This is a genomic window from Hyphomicrobium sp. LHD-15, assembly GCF_031157355.1.
GTDB lineage: Bacteria > Pseudomonadota > Alphaproteobacteria > Rhizobiales > Hyphomicrobiaceae > Hyphomicrobium_C.
Genome location: NZ_JAVIFT010000002.1, coordinates 54,819 through 71,197, shown reverse-complemented (window position 1 = coordinate 71,197; position 16,379 = coordinate 54,819). Strand labels below are relative to the sequence as shown.

Below are 16,379 nucleotides of genomic sequence, written 5' to 3'. Positions count from 1 at the left end.
GCGTGTCGGAAGAGTTTCGGTTGCGCGCAAATCCCTCACTCCGGAACCGTTCTGTCCGTACCGACGAAGATTCGCCGGACGAAGGGCGACAGCAGCACGAGTACAGCCAGCACCGCGAGGCCGATCAGCATCGCGACGGACTTCTCATCCGCACCCGAGCCGAGCACGCGCACCACGATCGAAACCAGGAGATCGTATTTGAAGACCGCGATCGTACTTGCCGCGACGCCGGTGAGTTTGGCCGCAAGCTCGAGATCCTGGTCATGCTGCCGGAACGAGAACAGCAGCAGAAGAACCGCCCACGCCCCGAACAGGAAGCTCATCAGCGTCACGATCGATCGGAACCCGCCGCGCTGCTGCACGCCGAACAGCGCATCAGCCGATTGAACGTACGCCTGGCTCATCAACGGGAAGAAGATCATCGCGACCGCGCCGACCAGCACCGAGATCTCGATATGGCTAATGCGGTCGGGGTAGTGTCGCTTCACGCCTGCATGCCGCAGCGTGAGCAACGCGCTGATGCCGAGCAGGATGAACAGGAAGAATACCTTCGCAGGCATCAAGAGCTTATGGATGCGCCCGGTGATCGATTGCTGCCTGGGATCCACGTAGAGGCGGTCGATCGCGGATTGGTAGCGCCGCTGCGCCTGGCAGCATTCGGCATCCGTGCTGAGGCGCGGGGCCTCCGACAGCGGCGTCGAGGCAAAGCAGAACCGTTTGGCCTCTTCCGTGGTACCGGGCTCGATCAGCGGCTCGGCTTCGCACGATCTGTAGAATTCCCGAACGCCGATCCGCCGCCGGCTGACTTGCGAAAGGTTGGAGACGCCGTCGATGAGCGCGATCCGTTCGCACGGGCGCCCGGCATCGCCGCAACCTGCCGGCTCGCTTTTATCGCGGGCGAGCGTTTCTGGCTTGAGATCCCAGACCGAGCGATGCGGGTTCGAGGAAAGCCCGGACGCGATGTAGTAGGCCGCCCCGCCGAGCACGATGAGCCCGATCAGAAATCTGAGCGGCCCGAACGAGACATAGCGCCAGTACATGTCGACGAAGGCGCACGACGGCAGATAGAAGGCGGCCAGCGCCACCAGCCCGAGCGTCGGGAAAAACAGGAAAAGGTGGCTGTCGAAGGTTGCGAACACCAGCGCCTTCTCCGGGCCGAATTCCCAGAACAACAGCGCCGTTTGGGCGACGAACGAAAGGCCCAGCAAGAAAAAGACGACGAACACGAACGCGCGCGCACCGAGAGACATGAAATCGGTCCTGCCTGGATTTTCACTTTGGCCGCCAATGGACCGGGCCAGTATGCTGAAGCCGAGGGGGTAAGCCTAGAGCTTCCCGGCAACGGCTAAGATCAGACGTTGATGGGCATGGCCCGAGCCGCCCCGTCCGAATTGAGTTAACGGCGGGGCACGAAGCAGCGGATCTGCTACTTGCGGCCTGCCACGCGGCTTTCGCTGCTATGAACGACGATGGCGCTGTCGCTCGCCTGGTCCACTTCCATGCCCGAGTAATCCGGGTTCATCGGGCAGAAAGCGAGGCCCGTCGAGCGCATGATTACGAAGCGCATGGCCATTTCACAGCCGCCCTGGTGGTAGCTGGCTGTCCTGAGCTCGGTCTGCCAGTCTTCCAGGAATTTCCGGACGCGCGCGTTGGGTTTGAACACCATGCTGCGCGACGAAATGTGAAGCACGGTTTTCTGACGGAACGGCCAGACGTGATTGGTCAGCCGCAGCTTCGATCGAGCTGAGATATCGCCGACAAAATCCAGCATTGGCGCAAGAGACCCGCGAACGGAAGAATCCGCATCGAGCAGGATGATGCTGGACGTCGGATAGCGGTCCATCGCCTCCAGCACGACGCCCGGCTTCATGTGGACGATATCGCGCCACGTGGAGGAGCCCTTCTCGCGCGCGATGAGATGATGCGGGTTCTGGGTTTTTGTCAGCTCGGCCGACAGGCGATCTGCGAGCGGCCGATAGTTCGGCGTGAAAAATCCAACGACGACATAGGGCAAAGGGGTCACATCCGCGGTGTTTACGATGTCCCCAAGCATTCCCGGTCCTCATTGTTGGTGCGGCCGCCAAGCTCTACCTCAGGACGGCGCATATTCAACGAATTTTTTGATCGTCAGCCGCACGGCCCCGCAGCGGCTCGAATGATAGGCAGAGGCGATCGTTACGGCTGGTTACAAAAAGCGAGCAAATTGGGAGGGACGGGTCGACAAAAAGCTAGCCGAACGGGAAGCCCTGAATTAACACTACCGGCATCATTCAGCCGAGGTTGGCCGATGATGTTCCCCCATCCGCGGGATGGGTGCGGCATACGGCGTCATGCCGGAATTTAACTCCGACTTTTCTGTTCTTGATCTGCAAGTTGGGGGGAGCGATGAGCAGAAGCTCAGCAGCTGTAGAGCTGGGGCAGATTCAATTCACGGATCGGATATTCGGTGTCCTGATTCTCGTCTTGGGCATCTCCGCGGCTGTGTTCACACGCTCGATCGCCGTAATGCTCCCGATCCTGGCGTTGGCGGCGGCGATTGGCATGTTGCTGGAGCGCGCGCCTTTGAATGGGATCACGGCGATCTCCGCCCCCGTTCTGGCTTTGGCCGCGTTGTTGATCTTTGCCGGGACCAGTGCGTTGTGGTCCGCTGATTGGTCGGTCACGCTTGCGCATTCGGCCCAGTTTCTGACCGTTCTCCTGCTCGGACAACTTCTTGCCTACTGGGTTTCGGTGCAGCCGGCGCGTCGGGTTCGCCACCTTGCCTATTGGCTTGCGATCGCGGTTCTGATCGGGCTTGCGGTGTTGACGATCGAGGTGCTCTCGCGTCAGGGCCTCCGGCGAATGCTCATGGAGTATTCCTCCATCTTCAACCCGCCGACACTCGGCAAGCACTACGACATCTTGGCGGACGGTACGGTTCGCATTGCCCAATTCGAGCTTAATCGCTCGATCGCAGCGGTAAACATGCTGCTGTGGCCCGTCGTGCTGTGCGCGGCGTCTTATTGGGGCGGCAGGAAGCTCGCGCTCATGGCCTTGGCCTTGGTTGGCGGCGTCGTGTTGGCCACCGCCGCCTCGACGCACGAAACGTCGAAGATGGCCTTGATCTGCGGCCTCGTCGCTTTCGCGGGTGCTTACTTTTTCCGGCGCGCTGCAGCGGCTGGCGCAATGGCGGCGTGGTCACTCGTCGTGCTCGGCGTGGTGCCGTTGACGATCGCGGCGCATGACTATTTGCATCTTCAGGATGCGCGCTGGCTGCAGGAGTCGGCCCGCGCACGTGTCGTCATCTGGCATGAAGTCGCCGACGACGTCATGCAGGCGCCGCTCCTGGGAGTGGGCGCGCGTACCGGCTATGTGCTGAACGAGCGGGACGTCAAGGGCACTGAGCTTGCCAAGGTCCCGCGCCATGCCCACAACGTTTACCTCCAGACCTGGTACGAACTCGGGCTCGTGGGCGCGGTCCTGTTTCTGGTCGCGGGGCTTCTGCTCCTGCGCGCCCTATCGACCTTGCCTGACGCCGTCTACCCCTTCGCCCTGGCGACTTTTGCCGTTTGCGCGGCCGAGCTGGCCACGAGCTGGGAGATTTGGCAGCGGTGGTTTTTCATGCTCTACATCCTGACGTGGTTTTGCCTCGCGCTGGGAACCAGAAGCGTTAAGGAAAAACCTGTCGTTTCGGCGCCTTGACTCGAAAAGCCGCGCCCGACGCCTCCGAAAGGAGCGCGCGTCGGAGGCTTCAGATAGGCGAGCGCCGGGACGGTGAGGCCCGGGCATTGTCCCTCAAAAGAAATCCAGCTCTAGCAGAGGTCGGAACTGAGCGCGATGAAGCAGACGATCGTGTGCATGAAGTGGGGCGAGCGCTATTCCGCGGACTATGCGAACTGCCTTTGGTCGATGATCCGCCGCAACACGAAGCGCGACACGCGCCTGGTTTGCTACACCGACGATCCGAACGGGATCGATCCGGCCATCGAAACCCATCCCCTTCCCAAGATCGCGCTTCCCGACCGGATCAAGAACAAGCCGTGGCGCAAGATCAGCCTCTGGAACCACGAGGTGCCCGGCATTTCGGGAGACGTTCTGTTCATGGACCTCGACGTGGTGATTACCGGGTCCATCGACGAGTTTTTCGATCACTCGCCGGAATCGACCTTCTGCGTAATCGAGAACTGGACCCAGCCCGGCTCAAAAATCGGCAACACGTCGGTCTATAGGTTCAGGGTTGGCGCGCATCCCTATCTCTATGAGGATCTCGAGCGCGATCCGGAATCGATCCTCGCGAAGTTCCCGAACTCTCAAACCTACATCTCTCGCTCGATCCGGAGCATGACGTACTGGCCCGCGCCGTGGTGCGTCAGCTTCAAGCATTCCCTGATGCCGCGCTGGCCGATGAACTTCTTCAAGACCACGCCGCTTCCGCCCGGCACGAAGGTCGTCTGCTTTACCGGCAAGCCCGATCCGGACGAAGCGCGCGACGGCCGCTGGCCAGCACCGTGGTATAAGAAAACTTACAAGCATGTGCGTCCCACGCCCTGGATCGCGGAGCACTGGCGGTAAACCAGGATCGCTGGAGACCGTGCAACCAGTCCGAACTGGCTAGCCGAGCGAAACGTCGACCTGCTCGAAATCGGTGATTTCGGGAAATTGAGGTGCAGGCGCTGCTGCGTCCTTGACGACGTGCACCACCTTGAAACCAACGGCGCTGGCGGCTTCGAGTTCGGCGGGGTTGTCGGACAGGAACACGACGCTTTGCGAAGGCACGCCGATTTGCGACGCGATGCGCATGTAGGAAGCCGCCTCGATCTTCGGACCAATATCGGTGTCGTAGTGCCCGGAAAACAGCGCCCTGAGATCGCCCGCCTCGTTGAACTCGAAAAACTGCAGCTGCGCCTGAACCGAGCCTGACGAGTAGATGTAGAGCGGGAGGCCGGCCGCCTTCCAGCGTCGGAGTGCAGCCAGCGCATCGGCAAAGATCGGGCTGCGGAACGCGCCGCTTCGATAGCCCTCGTTCCAGATCAGGCCTTGTATCTTCTTGAGCGGCGGAGCCTTCTCGTCGCGAGCCTGCCAAGCCTCGAGTGCTGCGACGGGATCGCCGCCGCCGGCAAGAAGAGAGACCTGTTCGAGGATCGCTGCAACGACGGGATCGCCGCGCCGCGCCGCGATGAAGCGCGCGAGATGCGTCCGCGAATAGCCGAAGAGAACATCACGCACGAAGCGGATCGGGCTGATCGTACCTTCGATATCGAGCAGTACGGCGCGCGCCTCGAACGTGTGCAAGGGCGCGTCGACGGGATGCGCCCCCTGGTCGATGACACCGTCCATCGCGTCACGCGGCTTCGAAGTTGGGAACCGACGCGGCAATCTCGTCGCCGGTGTAGTGCGCGACCCAGCCTTTCGGGTCGTTGAACAGACGGATTACGGTGAAGTTGCCCTCGGAGCCGCCATCGAACCAGTGCTTGGTGCCCAGCGGAACCGAAAGCAGGTCATCTGCCGTTCCGACCACCTGATAGACCTTGTCGCCGATATGCAGGTAGAAGGCGCCGCTGCCTTCCACGAAGAAGCGCACCTCGTCCTCGTCGTGCGTGTGCTCGCTGAGAAACTTCTGGCGCAGCGCTGGCCAGTTCGGATTGCCGGGACGCACGTGGATCACGTCGGCGTTTACATAACCCCGCTCCGCCTTCAGCTGGTCGATCTGCGGCTTGTAGGCGGTGAGGATTTCGTCCGAGGTTGCCTCGGGCGACAGCGGTGTCGCGGCAGTCCAGCGCTCGATTTGCGCGCCCGTCGGCTCCAATTCGGCGCGGATCGCTTCGAAGTCGGTGGTATCCAGGAGCACGCGGGCGGCATCTGCCGCAGAGTAGACGACGAGTTGGGTCATGGCTGATAGGTCCTGAGCAAGAGGATCTGGCTGAAGAGGACTTCGAACGCTTCGAGGTGTCGGGCGGCATCGGCAGCGCTCCGCCCCCAGGCGTAGAGTCCGTGCCCGGCAAGCAGATAGCCAGGCGCCCGGATATGGCCGGCTGAAGGTGGTTCGGCCAATCGGTCTGCCACGCGAAGCGACAACGCGGCGACATCCTGGTCGTTGGCGAAAATAGGAACCTCAATGTGCGTCTCGTGGCTGGTTATCCCCGCGAGCGCTTTCTGCAGCTCCCAGCCGTGGAGTGTCACGGCCCCGTCTGCAACGTGAGCGCGCCCGATCACGGTCGCGTTGAGTCCGTGCGTATGGAATATCGCACCGATTTCGGGGCTATCGGCATAGAGCCGCAGATGAAGCGCGGCTTCGGCGGAAGAGCCGGGCAACAGCGGGCGGTCGATGGATTGGATCAGCACATCCGCCGGAATGAGCGCGCCCTTGTCGACACCGCTGCGCGTAATGGCGACGCGCGTCTCGTCGATCCGGACCGAGAAGTTTCCCGACGTGGCCGGAACCCAATGGCGCGCAGCCGCGGCGCGGCCGGCCGCGATCACTGCGTTGACCGCCGTTTCGGCGTCGTCTTCAGAAGGGACTGCCCATGCAATAGCCATGGGCGCTATGTTCACCACTTCTATGATAGTTCGATGAAAGTCACGCCGCGAGGAGTGCTCGGCCCGATATTTTTTTCATCCACCGGACACAATAGCAGCCGCGTTGATAGCCATCACAGTCTTGTAGGGTTCCGGCACGACGTTCATGAGCCCCATGACGGTTCCAAGCCCCGATGCCAAATCCTTACCACCCAGAAAAATGATCTTTCGTCCCGGCTTGGGCGCTAACAAAAAGACCATCGATCCGCCGGCGGCAATCGCGAGGCCGGAAACCAGACGCGTCAGAGCCTTCGGCAGATATCGGATACAGGTCGCACCAAGGCCGTTCTGTTTGCGATGAACCCGGGACGCGGTGACCGCGCCTCTGAGCGCGCGCATCCATTGCCATTTCATCGTGAGCCGCGACGGGCCGACGGTTTCTCGAACCCAGGCATCATCGACCCAACGGATCGTGGCCCCGTAGCCGGCCGCGCGCAGGAAGAATTCGGTGTCGCTTCCTCCCGTGAACCGCATCGTCTCGTCAAATCTCAACGCCAGCCCATCGGCGGATACGAGCCGCTGTGCCACGAAAGTATTGTTGGTGGCCGCTGCCGCACGCTTCAGCCCGCGCGGTCTGAGCCGGGTCTGCTTGGCATCGAACCAGTCCGGAAGCGCGTCCGGATACAAGAATTCAACCGGGCCGTGCAGGACGTCACAGCGAAACTCCTCGGCGGCAACAAGCATCCGTTCGAGCCACTTTGGATCGACGGTCTCATCGTCGTCGACGAACGCAATCCAATCCGGTTTTTCACGGAGCGCGATGTCGAGCGACCGGTTCCGCGCAATGGGAATGCCGAGCGTGGGTTCATGGCCGTAAATGATCTTCCACGGCGCAGCTGCGCCCCGTGCAAGATCTTCAACGAACACTTGGGAGGCGGGCGAAGCGTTGTTCTCAACGACAACGACAACAGGCTGAATGTTTTGAGGAACCTCAAGCCGGAGGATCGATTCCAGGCAGAGTTGTAAAAGTTCCCGCCTGTCACGTGTGCAGACAGTGATTGCAATACGCAAACCGTTACTCATCAATCAGGCCTGTAATTCGTGGGATCTCCAGCGAAGTTCGACCCATGAGCGTCTTAAAACATGGGTCGTTTGAAAAGTGGCTTGGGGTTCGGGCGTGTTCTTTGGGATTGACCGTCCGACGTAGGATTATTGTGTTTAGCACATCTCCCCGGCCCGAAGCGACGAGGCTGAGACCAATTCCTACCCAGCCCTGAGCGATGAAATCGGCCAGCGGAAAGGGCTCGACACCAGCCGGGCTGCCCGCGACCTAGCTAGGGATCGGGGCATTTTTACGGGCGCGTTGCAATAGTATGATTGTAACTGGGAGTTACTCCCTGTCTAGCAGGGAGTAATAGGAACAGGCCTCTTATACATTCGTCTAGGAATGGCCGACAATTGAGCCGGTTTCGCCAAAAGGCGAATAGACGTTTGTCTGGCATTTCTGATTTTTGCAAACCGGCGACGAAATAGTTCGCCTTTGAAAAACTTATTTGGGAGAAACGCCATGCAACGTAGACACCCCCTTCGGGGCGTCAACGCGAGCCTTTTTGCGGCCGCATCCACCCTTGCAATTGCCGTTTTCACTTCGAGCATTCCGAGCTCTGCGGAAACCGCCGGCAGCAAGCCGGTGACGTGGGAGGACATCCTCAACGACGAGAGCACCACGGGCGATGTGGTGAGCTGGGGCATGGGTGTTCGCAACCATCGCTACAGCACGCTCGATCAGATCAACGTCGACAACATCGGCCAGATGAAGCCGTCCTGGTCGTTCTCGTTCGGCGACGAGAAGCAGCGTGGCCAGGAGACGCAAGCGCTCGTGCACGACGGCGTGATCTACGTCACCGCCTCCTATTCGCGTGCGTTCGCGCTCGATGCCAAGACCGGTAAGCGCCTCTGGTCCTATTCGCACCGCTTGCCCGACGACATCCGCCCCTGCTGCGACGTCGTCAATCGTGGCGGCGCGCTTTACGGCGACAAGTTCTACATGGGCACGCTCGATGCGGGCATTGTCGCTCTGGATCGCAAGACCGGTAAGGTCGTCTGGAGCAAGAAGTTCGAGGACCACACTGCCGGCTACACGATGACCGGCGCGCCGAACATCATCAAGGACAAGAAGACCGGCAAGGTGCTCCTGATCCACGGCTCGTCGGGCGACGAGTTCGGTGTCGTCGGTCGCCTCTATGCGCGCGATCCGGACACCGGCGAGGAAATCTGGATGCGTCCCCTCGTCGAAGGCCACAAGGGTCGCCTGAACGGCAAGGACTCGACGCCCACCGGCGATCCCAAGGCCCCGTCGTGGCCGAACAACAAGGATGGCGGCAAGGTCGAGGCCTGGAACCACGGCGGCGGCGCGCCCTGGCAGTCGGCAACCTATGACGAAAAGACCAACACCATCGTCATCGGCACCGGCAATCCGGCTCCATGGAACCACCACTACCGTTCGGGTCCGAACGGAGACTGGAAGCCGTACGACAGCCTCTACACGTCGGGTCAAGTCTACATCGAGCCGTCGACGGGCGAGCCGGTTGGCTTCTTCCAGCACACGCCGAACGATGCGTGGGACTATTCGGGTAACAACCCGATCACGCTGTTCGAGATGGAGAAGGACGGCAAGACCATCCGCGCCGGCGCCCACGCCGATCGCAACGGCTTCTTGTTCATCACCGACATCGACAAGCTGACGGCCCGCGACGGCAAGATCTCGAAGCAGGCCGGCACCGCGCTTGGCATCTATCCGTTCGTCCCGAACATCAGCTGGGCAACGGGTTGGGATCTCGCGACGGGCCGCCCGAACGAGGTTGAAGGCCAGCGTCCGCCGGCTCCCGCAGCAGGCGAGACCAAGGGCCAGGCGATCAAGGTGACGCCGAACTTCCTCGGCGGCACCAACTGGATGCCGATGTCCTATAACCAGGAAACCAAGCTCTTCTACATCCCGTCGAACGACTGGTCGGAAGACTATTGGACCGAGAACATCGCCTACAAGAAGGGTGCTGCCTATCTCGGTCAAGGCTTCCGCATCAAGCGCCAGTTCGACACCCACGTCGGCGTGCTTCGCGCACTCGATCCGACCAACGGCAAGATCGTCTGGGAGCACAAGGAAGAGATGCCGCTCTGGGCCGGCACGCTCACGACCAAGGGTGGCTGGGTCCTGACCGGCACCAGCGACGGCTTCGTGAAGGCTCTCGACGCCAAGTCCGGCAAGGAGCTGTGGAAGTTCCAGACCGGCTCCGGCGTCGTGTCTCAGCCCGTCACCTGGGAGCTAGATGGCAAGCAGTACATCGGCATCGCATCGGGCTACGGCGGCGCCGTGCCGCTGTGGGGCGGTGACATGGCCGATCAGACCAAGCAGGTGAGCCAAGGCGGTTCGTTCTGGGTCTTTGAGGTTCCGCGCACCACGGCTTCGGCCGAGTGATCCCACTCGAGCGGGCGATCGTTCCTCTCTCCCCGCTTGAGCCCTCCGGGCAGTCGACCTCAGCCACGCGAGGCCGACTGCCCTTTTACCCGCAAGCGTGGCCGCTCGGGAACAAGCTGATGATCCCATTCTTTCGTAGAGCTACGGAGGCGATTGCGCTTGCGATCGTTTCTGTTGGCGCCGTTGGTGCGGTTTCCCACTCCGCACAGGCCCAGGACTATCCGGTCATACGGAATGTCGAGGAGCGGCCAAGCCCTTGGGTCGTTAATGGCTGCACCATCGCGCCGAACGCCTCCTGTGAAGGCGCCGACCTGCGCCACGCGGATCTCAAGGACGCAAATCTGCAAGGCGCAAATCTCAAGGGTGCGCGCCTCGCACGTGCCGATCTGCGCCACGCCAATTTACAGGGTGCCGACCTGACCGAAGCCAATCTCGACGGCGCGCGTCTTGAGATCGCCTTTATGCAAGGCGCCAAGCTTTCGCGCGCCACGCTGCGAGGGGCGGATCTCTCGTTCGCACGCATGGCGCGAGCCGATTTTTCGGAGGCCGATCTCACCGCCGCGACGCTCGAAAGCGCTTGGGCGAAAGGCGTTCGCTTCAACGGCGCTAAATTCATCAATACGGATCTGCAGGAGACCAAGTTCTACGAAGCAGACCTCTCCAATGCCGTCTTTGACGGAGTGAAGATTCGCTTCGCGATCTTCCAGGATGCGTTCATGGAGGGATGCACCGGTTGTCCGCACGATTGGCAGACGGGCGGAAAGGTCTGGGAGCAGGACAAAACGAAGTGGGAGCCGGCGTCGGGCCAATGAGAGGCTGTCCCGCAACGGTCTGGTGGCTCGGAGCCAGCATGGTTCTCGCCGCAGCATGGGCGCAACCTGCGCGCGCTGCAGAGAGCCGCGACGGCGCGCTCCAATGCCTCGCTATTGCCGACGATGCCCCGCGCCTTGCCTGCTACGACCGCGAGGTGAGAAAGCGCGTTACGCCGAGCTTTTCCGGACGCCTCAACAAAACAACGGAACGCTTCCACATCGAAGCGCCGACCACTCTGCGCTTCCAGAGCGATGGCGCGATTTTTGTCCTCTACCTCAAGTCAGACGCCAACGAGGTCATCCAGAACTTGCACCTCGGGGGAGGCGGCGAGGCGAGCTACGTGATCGACCGGTCAGGCATTTACTTCCTCGACATCAACGGCAGCGAGTCCTGGCGCATATGGCTAGAGCCCCATTCGGATCAGAAAACCAACTAGCAACGAGGTAGCACGAATGATTCCGCGATCGGCCGCTCTGGCCCTCGTTCTCTTCTTCGCAATGCCCGCGACCGCGGCTCTTGCCCATGGTGACGGCGCCCCCCAGCCCGTCGACACCACCGGCCTCGCGCCCCTCGGTGACGAATGGCTTGCAATCAATCCTTATCGCACCGACGAAAAACAGCGCGCCGCCGCTATCGAGATCGGCTCGCGCGGCTATAACTCGAACTGCGCCCGCTGCCACGGGCTCGAAGCCAAATCGGGTGGTATGGCGCCGGACCTGCGCGAGCTCGGCGAGGGCGAGACCGAGGACGCATGGTTCATCTCCCGCGTTCTCAATGGTGCGACGGTCGGTGGTCGCCAGAAGATGCCGCCGTTCGACGGGTTGTTGAACCAGGAAGCCATCTGGGCCATCCGCACCTACATCGATTCCCAGCCCGAGTAGGCTTCACCATGCGACGTAAGCGGACAAGACACGGGCAGGTGTGGCTAAGGTGGATCGCGGCCGCGGCGCTGGCACTTTCGGCACAGTCCGCGCAGGCGGACGATGAAGCGTGGACGCAGATCAAGGCGAGCCTGTTCGAGGAGCGCCCGATCGCGAGCGACGGCCAATCGGTCAAGCTCTTCGCGCCGAAGCGAGCAGAAGACGCCGCGCTGGTTCCGCTGACGATATACATCGCAGCCGATCGCGTCGCCCGCGCCAAGCAGTTGACGCTGGTGGTGGATCAGAACCCGGCGCCCGTCGCGGCGGTTTTCATATTCGGTGAAGCCTATCGGTCGGGCGGCGAGATCGGAGACCGCACTATCGAGGTGCGCGTTCGGCTCGAGTCCATGAGCCGGGTCCGCGCGATCCTCGAGTCAGACGATGGCGCGCTTTATGAGGCGAGCCAGTTCGTGAGCGGGGCCGGGGGCTGCACGTCGACGTCGCTGAAGGATATGGACGAGGCGCTTGCCGGCATCGGCAAGATCAAACTCAAGATTGCGCGCGAGCCGACCAGAGGGCAGGCATGGAATGAGGTGCAGCTCATGATCCGGCATCCAAATTTTTCCGGCATGCAGATCGATACGCGCACCAATACCTACACGCCGGTCCGGGTCGTGGATCGCATCGATGTCGATGCCGGCGCGATGCGCCTGCTTACGATTGAAAGCGGGATCGCGATCTCCGAGGACCCGAACTTCCGCTTCACGTTCGCCCGCAACGATCCAGTCCCGCTGACGGTTGTGGCGCGCGATACGGACGGCAAGCTGTTCCGGGCACAGTCCGAGCAATGAGCCGGAAGCCTCTGCTTTTCGTGCTCGCGCTGTTTGGCGTACAAATCGGCGGCGCCGTCCAGGCAGCGGCGGAAATCCACGACTACATGATCCGGCGCCTGCTGCATCTGAAAACGTCCTGCGGCGTCCAGCATCTGACCCGCCTTGAGAGCGGCAAAGCCGAGCGGCGCTTCAAGGCTGTCTGCCGGGACGTAAACGCCTATCCGGATGGTGTTGTCGTTGTTTGCACGGACACGTTCGACGATCGCTCGTGCATGATCGAGAGCACGCCTAGAAGCTTCGATAGCTTGGAGTTGCTGCGCCCCCGAGAGTGAGGCCGCTCCCGTCAGGCACCCGCCCTTGCAGTCTCCCAAACAAGATCCCTCAGGATGCTGATGTATTCGTGCCACTCTCTTCTCTAGCCGCAACACTTTGCGCGGAATGAGATGACACCGCCTGATTCGCCTGGGCATAGAGCTTCATCCGCTTTGGATGGAGGAAAAAAATGAAACGTCACGCTGCCCTCATCGCGATGCTTGCTTGCCTCGCAACGCCTGCCCTTGCCGACAAAAATTCCGACGATGCCAAATGGATCGGCGACTGCGTGATCGAGAACAAGGACGAGAAACAAGCCGCCGATGTGGTCACCAAGTACTGCACCTGTATGAACAACCAGATGTCAGACGACGAGTCGCGCTCGATCACCGAGTGGGAGAAGGCCAATCCCAAGGTGATGGAACAGTGCAGCAAGGAATCGGGCTGGAAGGGCAAATAGCCCGGTCGAATTTCGCTCTACGAAAAATAGAACGACATCTGTTTGTCAGCACACAATAATAAATGTGATTCGGCCTGCCGGTCTGCGACGGCAGGCCGTTCATCTGCCGGGGGGCGAGTGGCCAAAGCGAAGTCCGCATCCAGACTTAAAACAACGCTTCTCGCATCGGCTGGGCTTGCGGCGCTCGGTGTGGGTTCGCCAGGTCTCGCTACCGACTGGACCGGCAACGTATCGAGCGACTGGTCGAACGCAGCCAACTGGAGCGGCGGCGCGCCCGGGTCGAGCGTGAACGCCGTTATCGATGCCACGTCGCCGAATGCTCCGCGCATCGTCGGCGGCATCCATGAGACCCCGCAACTGGTCATCGGCCAATCTTCGACAGGCGCGCTCACCATTTCCGACGGGACGCTCTGGACGGGTCCCATATGGCTAGGATACGGCGCAGGCGCCTCTGGCACGTTTAGCGCGACGGGCGCGAATTCGAGTGTTTACGCCGGGGGCAATCTTTACGTCGGCTATGATGGGACTGGAACGGTCTCCCTCCGAGGTGGCGCCGAATTTTGGGGCAGTTTCGCGATGCTCGGCGCCAACAGCGTGGGGTCGGAGGGCACGCTCAGGCTCGATGGCCCCGGTACATACTTCTATCTGTACAGCCAGCTGCACGTTGGCACGCAAGGAACAGGGACCCTTTCGATCACCAATGGCGCAGAAGCGAGGACAAGCCACGCCGTTCTCGGTACCGCAGCTGGCGCGGTCGGCACAGCGACCATCGACGGTGCGGGATCGAAGTGGACGGCAACTTATTACATCGGCGTCGGTGTTAACGGCACGGGCACTCTCAACGTCATCAACGGCGGTGAGCTCTTTGGCGGCTATTACGGTATCAATGGCGGTGGCGCATATGTCGGTCAGGACGCGACCGGGATCGGCACCCTCAATGTGAGTGGAGCGGGATCTCTTTTCGAGACGAGCAGCCTGTCCATCGGCTTTTCCGGTACTGGTGTTCTGAACGTCACCAATGGCGGTGAGGTTCGCAGCGTGGTGCTGGGCGGCCATCCGGGGTACATTACAATCGGTCAGGTCGCGGGTAGCTCCGGCACTGTCACGGTCGACGGCGCGGGCTCTTTGCTGCGTGCCGAGCAGGTGGTTGTCGGTCAAGACGGCACCGGTACCTTGACTCTCTCGAACGGCGGAACAGCCCAGGCAGGTGGCATTACAGTCGCGGATCAAATCGGCTCTCGCGGTACAGTGAATATCGGCGCCGCGTCGGGCAGCGCCGCTGTCGCGCCAGGCGGAATCAATGCCACCACTTTGCAGTTCGGGTCCGGTGACGGCGAGCTCGTGTTCAATCACACCAGCATCAACTACACCTTTGGCACGCAGATCCTCGGCGATGGTGACATGACCGTCGAGGCCGGCACGACAGTCCTTTCCGCCGCAAACACGTACACGGGCGACACGATCATCAACGGCGGCACGCTGCTGGTGAACGGCTCGACGAATTCGTCCGGCATCGTGTTCGTCAATCCGGGTGGAACGCTCGGTGGCACAGGCACGGTCGGCTCTGTGTTCGTCGACGATGGCGCGACACTGGCGCCCGGCACACCGGACAGCATCGGCACGTTGACGATCGATGGCGTTCTCATGCTGTGCAATTGCAGCACCTATGCCGTAAAGACCGGCAGTGCAGGCATATCCGACAGTACCGTCGTGACCGGCGTTGCTAATCTCGGCGGCGCGTTGAGCATTACCCCCACGACCTGGATAGGCGCGACGTCGACATACACAGTTCTGACCGCCGTTGGCGGCACGACCGGTGATTTCGATACTGCCTCTGTCACCCGGTTGGGTCTGGCGACGCTGACGGGCTGGGATATCGTCGGCAACGACGTGATCGTGACACTCGATCGCGGCTACCTAGCAAATGCACTGCCGGAAAACGCCTCGCGCAGCGCGAAAACCATCGTGGATGCGATCGACAATAGCCTCTCGGCCGGCGCCACGCCGAGTTCGCAGATGGTTGGCCTCATGAGTCTCAGCGGCGCCGCGCTCACGGATGCGACGACCCAGGTCTCGGGCCAGCTTTCAGCTGCCGGAAAGCAGGCAGCCTACGACGCCAGTAACCAGTTCATGAACGCGGTGTTCGATCCGTTCGCCTACGGACGCGGCCTTGCCGGAAGTTCCGCAACGGCAGACGCGCCGAAGCCCGCACCTGCCGGCCGCAGTTCGCTCGGCGCAGTTTCCCACGAGGCGTCGCGCGCCGCCTTCTCCGATCCGAAGCGGCACTACTGGGGTACGGTCTACGGCGGCAACAGCGACACGAACGGCAGCGGCGGAGCAGGCGACACGTCGAGCCGCACCTACGGCATTGTTGCGGGCGCCGACTACGCGCTCTCCCGCGATACGCTGTTCGGCTTCGCACTCGGCGGCGGTCAGTCATCGTTCGGGGTGTCGAGCGGGCTCGGCAGCGGCGAGGCCGACATGCTCCAGACCGGCGTATTCGGCAAGCAAACGATGGGCGCTGGTTATGTTTTCGCCGGCCTCGCCTACACCTTCCAGGATGTCACCACCAACCGCACCGTGACGGTGTCGGGAGTCGATGACCTCAAAGCAAAGTTCGATGCCAACACATTCGGCGGACGCGTCGAAGGCGGCTATCGCTATGCCACTCCGTTCGTCGGCATCACGCCCTACGCGGCGTTGCAGGTCACGCAGATCAACCTGCCCGGCTACGAGGAAAGCGCGGGCTCCGGCTCGGATGCATTTTCGCTCGACTACGAGTCCAATCACACGACCATCACGCGCACCGAACTCGGCGCGCGCTTCGATCGCGAATTCAAGCTCGACGACGCCCTGCTGACTCTGCGCAGTCGCATCGCCTGGGCGCATGACGAAGGCAACGACAGTTTAGTGTCGGCGAGTTTCCTCTCCCTCCCTGGTTCCGCATTCACGGTGAACGGCGCGGTTCCGTCGAAGGATCTCGCACTCGTCTCTGCCGGCGCCGAGGTGAAATGGCAGAATAACCTCTCCGTTTTCGGCACCTTCGAGGGCGAGTTCTCAGAGAACACGTCGGGTTATGCCGGCAAGGGCGCCGTTCGCTTCGCCTGGTGAGCGAGTAGCGTCCGTTACTC

Annotated in this window: 16 protein-coding genes; 10 read left to right on the top strand and 6 right to left on the bottom strand. The window is 61.7% G+C overall.

Features of this window, described 5'->3' with window-relative positions:
• Positions 1 to 35 precede the first annotated feature (35 nt).
• Both RCO24_RS07055 and RCO24_RS07050 read right to left on the bottom strand, forming a co-directional pair.
• Positions 36 to 1,250, bottom strand: coding sequence for a hypothetical protein (locus RCO24_RS07055; protein ID WP_308961026.1), 1,215 nt, complete (start codon positions 1,248 to 1,250; stop codon positions 36 to 38).
• A gap of 176 nt (positions 1,251 to 1,426) precedes the next feature.
• A complete protein-coding gene (locus RCO24_RS07050) occupies positions 1,427 to 2,053 on the bottom strand; it encodes a hypothetical protein (RefSeq protein ID WP_308961025.1) in 627 nt (208 codons plus the stop codon).
• 332 nt (positions 2,054 to 2,385) lie between these two features.
• Between RCO24_RS07050 and RCO24_RS07045 the strand changes: the two genes are divergently transcribed.
• Both RCO24_RS07045 and RCO24_RS07040 read left to right on the top strand, forming a co-directional pair.
• Entirely contained in the window at positions 2,386 to 3,681 is a 1,296-nt protein-coding gene (locus tag RCO24_RS07045; protein WP_308961023.1) for an O-antigen ligase family protein, read from the top strand.
• Positions 3,682 to 3,816: 135 nt separating this feature from the next.
• Complete coding sequence (locus RCO24_RS07040) at positions 3,817 to 4,551, top strand: hypothetical protein (protein WP_308961021.1); 735 nt, start codon at positions 3,817 to 3,819, stop codon at positions 4,549 to 4,551.
• 39 nt (positions 4,552 to 4,590) lie between these two features.
• Here the strand turns inward: RCO24_RS07040 and mtnC are convergent, their stop codons facing one another.
• The 4 genes from mtnC to RCO24_RS07020 form a co-directional block, all read right to left on the bottom strand.
• Entirely contained in the window at positions 4,591 to 5,316 is a 726-nt protein-coding gene (mtnC, locus tag RCO24_RS07035; protein WP_308961019.1) for an acireductone synthase, read from the bottom strand.
• 4 nt (positions 5,317 to 5,320) lie between these two features.
• Complete coding sequence (locus RCO24_RS07030; protein WP_308961017.1) at positions 5,321 to 5,869, bottom strand: acireductone dioxygenase; 549 nt, start codon at positions 5,867 to 5,869, stop codon at positions 5,321 to 5,323.
• Positions 5,866 to 6,516, bottom strand: coding sequence for a methylthioribulose 1-phosphate dehydratase (gene mtnB, locus RCO24_RS07025; RefSeq protein ID WP_308961015.1), 651 nt, complete (start codon positions 6,514 to 6,516; stop codon positions 5,866 to 5,868). Before mtnB ends, RCO24_RS07030 begins: the two co-directional genes overlap by 4 nt.
• A gap of 75 nt (positions 6,517 to 6,591) precedes the next feature.
• Positions 6,592 to 7,578 (bottom strand): glycosyltransferase family A protein, encoded by a 987-nt coding sequence (locus tag RCO24_RS07020; protein WP_308961013.1) that lies wholly within the window; start codon positions 7,576 to 7,578, stop codon positions 6,592 to 6,594.
• Positions 7,579 to 8,062: 484 nt separating this feature from the next.
• On the opposite strand from RCO24_RS07020, the gene RCO24_RS07015 reads away from it, so the two are divergent.
• The 8 genes from RCO24_RS07015 to RCO24_RS06980 all read left to right on the top strand — a co-directional run bounded on the left by RCO24_RS07015 (position 8,063) and on the right by RCO24_RS06980 (position 16,359).
• Positions 8,063 to 9,970, top strand: a complete 1,908-nt coding sequence (locus RCO24_RS07015) for a PQQ-dependent methanol/ethanol family dehydrogenase (RefSeq protein WP_308961011.1) — start codon at positions 8,063 to 8,065, stop codon at positions 9,968 to 9,970.
• 119 nt (positions 9,971 to 10,089) lie between these two features.
• Positions 10,090 to 10,782 carry a pentapeptide repeat-containing protein gene (locus RCO24_RS07010; protein ID WP_308961010.1) on the top strand — a complete coding sequence of 231 codons (693 nt, stop codon included), beginning with the start codon at positions 10,090 to 10,092 and terminating at the stop codon, positions 10,780 to 10,782.
• A 38-nt stretch (positions 10,783 to 10,820) separates the two neighbouring features.
• Positions 10,821 to 11,219, top strand: a complete 399-nt coding sequence (locus RCO24_RS07005) for a hypothetical protein (RefSeq protein ID WP_308961008.1) — start codon at positions 10,821 to 10,823, stop codon at positions 11,217 to 11,219.
• Between the two features lie 16 nt (positions 11,220 to 11,235).
• Positions 11,236 to 11,664, top strand: a complete 429-nt coding sequence (pedF, locus tag RCO24_RS07000) for a cytochrome c-550 PedF (protein ID WP_308961006.1) — start codon at positions 11,236 to 11,238, stop codon at positions 11,662 to 11,664.
• Positions 11,665 to 11,672: 8 nt separating this feature from the next.
• Positions 11,673 to 12,494, top strand: a complete 822-nt coding sequence (locus RCO24_RS06995; RefSeq protein ID WP_308961004.1) for a quinoprotein dehydrogenase-associated SoxYZ-like carrier — start codon at positions 11,673 to 11,675, stop codon at positions 12,492 to 12,494.
• Complete coding sequence (locus RCO24_RS06990; RefSeq protein WP_308961002.1) at positions 12,491 to 12,808, top strand: hypothetical protein; 318 nt, start codon at positions 12,491 to 12,493, stop codon at positions 12,806 to 12,808. Before RCO24_RS06995 ends, RCO24_RS06990 begins: the two co-directional genes overlap by 4 nt.
• A 170-nt stretch (positions 12,809 to 12,978) precedes the next feature.
• Positions 12,979 to 13,248, top strand: coding sequence for a hypothetical protein (locus RCO24_RS06985; protein WP_308961000.1), 270 nt, complete (start codon positions 12,979 to 12,981; stop codon positions 13,246 to 13,248).
• Between the two features lie 117 nt (positions 13,249 to 13,365).
• Positions 13,366 to 16,359 (top strand): autotransporter domain-containing protein, encoded by a 2,994-nt coding sequence (locus RCO24_RS06980; protein ID WP_308960998.1) that lies wholly within the window; start codon positions 13,366 to 13,368, stop codon positions 16,357 to 16,359.
• Positions 16,360 to 16,379 lie beyond the last annotated feature (20 nt).

Excerpts from the sequence above, each read along its gene's own strand:
- RCO24_RS07020 (WP_308961013.1), bottom strand. The coding sequence starts at position 7,578 with ATGAGTAACGGTTTGCGTATTGCAATCACTGTCTGCACACGTGACAGG.
- RCO24_RS06985 (WP_308961000.1), top strand. The coding sequence starts at position 12,979 with ATGAAACGTCACGCTGCCCTCATCGCGATGCTTGCTTGCCTCGCAACG.
- RCO24_RS07030 (WP_308961017.1), bottom strand. The coding sequence starts at position 5,869 with ATGACCCAACTCGTCGTCTACTCTGCGGCAGATGCCGCCCGCGTGCTC.
- RCO24_RS07005 (WP_308961008.1), top strand. The coding sequence starts at position 10,821 with ATGGTTCTCGCCGCAGCATGGGCGCAACCTGCGCGCGCTGCAGAGAGC.
- RCO24_RS07010 (WP_308961010.1), top strand. The coding sequence starts at position 10,090 with ATGATCCCATTCTTTCGTAGAGCTACGGAGGCGATTGCGCTTGCGATC.
- RCO24_RS07045 (WP_308961023.1), top strand. The coding sequence starts at position 2,386 with ATGAGCAGAAGCTCAGCAGCTGTAGAGCTGGGGCAGATTCAATTCACG.
- RCO24_RS07055 (WP_308961026.1), bottom strand. The coding sequence starts at position 1,250 with ATGTCTCTCGGTGCGCGCGCGTTCGTGTTCGTCGTCTTTTTCTTGCTG.
- mtnC (WP_308961019.1), bottom strand. The coding sequence starts at position 5,316 with ATGGACGGTGTCATCGACCAGGGGGCGCATCCCGTCGACGCGCCCTTG.
- mtnB (WP_308961015.1), bottom strand. The coding sequence starts at position 6,516 with ATGGCTATTGCATGGGCAGTCCCTTCTGAAGACGACGCCGAAACGGCG.
- RCO24_RS07050 (WP_308961025.1), bottom strand. The coding sequence starts at position 2,053 with ATGCTTGGGGACATCGTAAACACCGCGGATGTGACCCCTTTGCCCTAT.
- pedF (WP_308961006.1), top strand. The coding sequence starts at position 11,236 with ATGATTCCGCGATCGGCCGCTCTGGCCCTCGTTCTCTTCTTCGCAATG.
- RCO24_RS07015 (WP_308961011.1), top strand. The coding sequence starts at position 8,063 with ATGCAACGTAGACACCCCCTTCGGGGCGTCAACGCGAGCCTTTTTGCG.
- RCO24_RS06990 (WP_308961002.1), top strand. The coding sequence starts at position 12,491 with ATGAGCCGGAAGCCTCTGCTTTTCGTGCTCGCGCTGTTTGGCGTACAA.
- RCO24_RS07040 (WP_308961021.1), top strand. The coding sequence starts at position 3,817 with ATGAAGCAGACGATCGTGTGCATGAAGTGGGGCGAGCGCTATTCCGCG.
- RCO24_RS06995 (WP_308961004.1), top strand. The coding sequence starts at position 11,673 with ATGCGACGTAAGCGGACAAGACACGGGCAGGTGTGGCTAAGGTGGATC.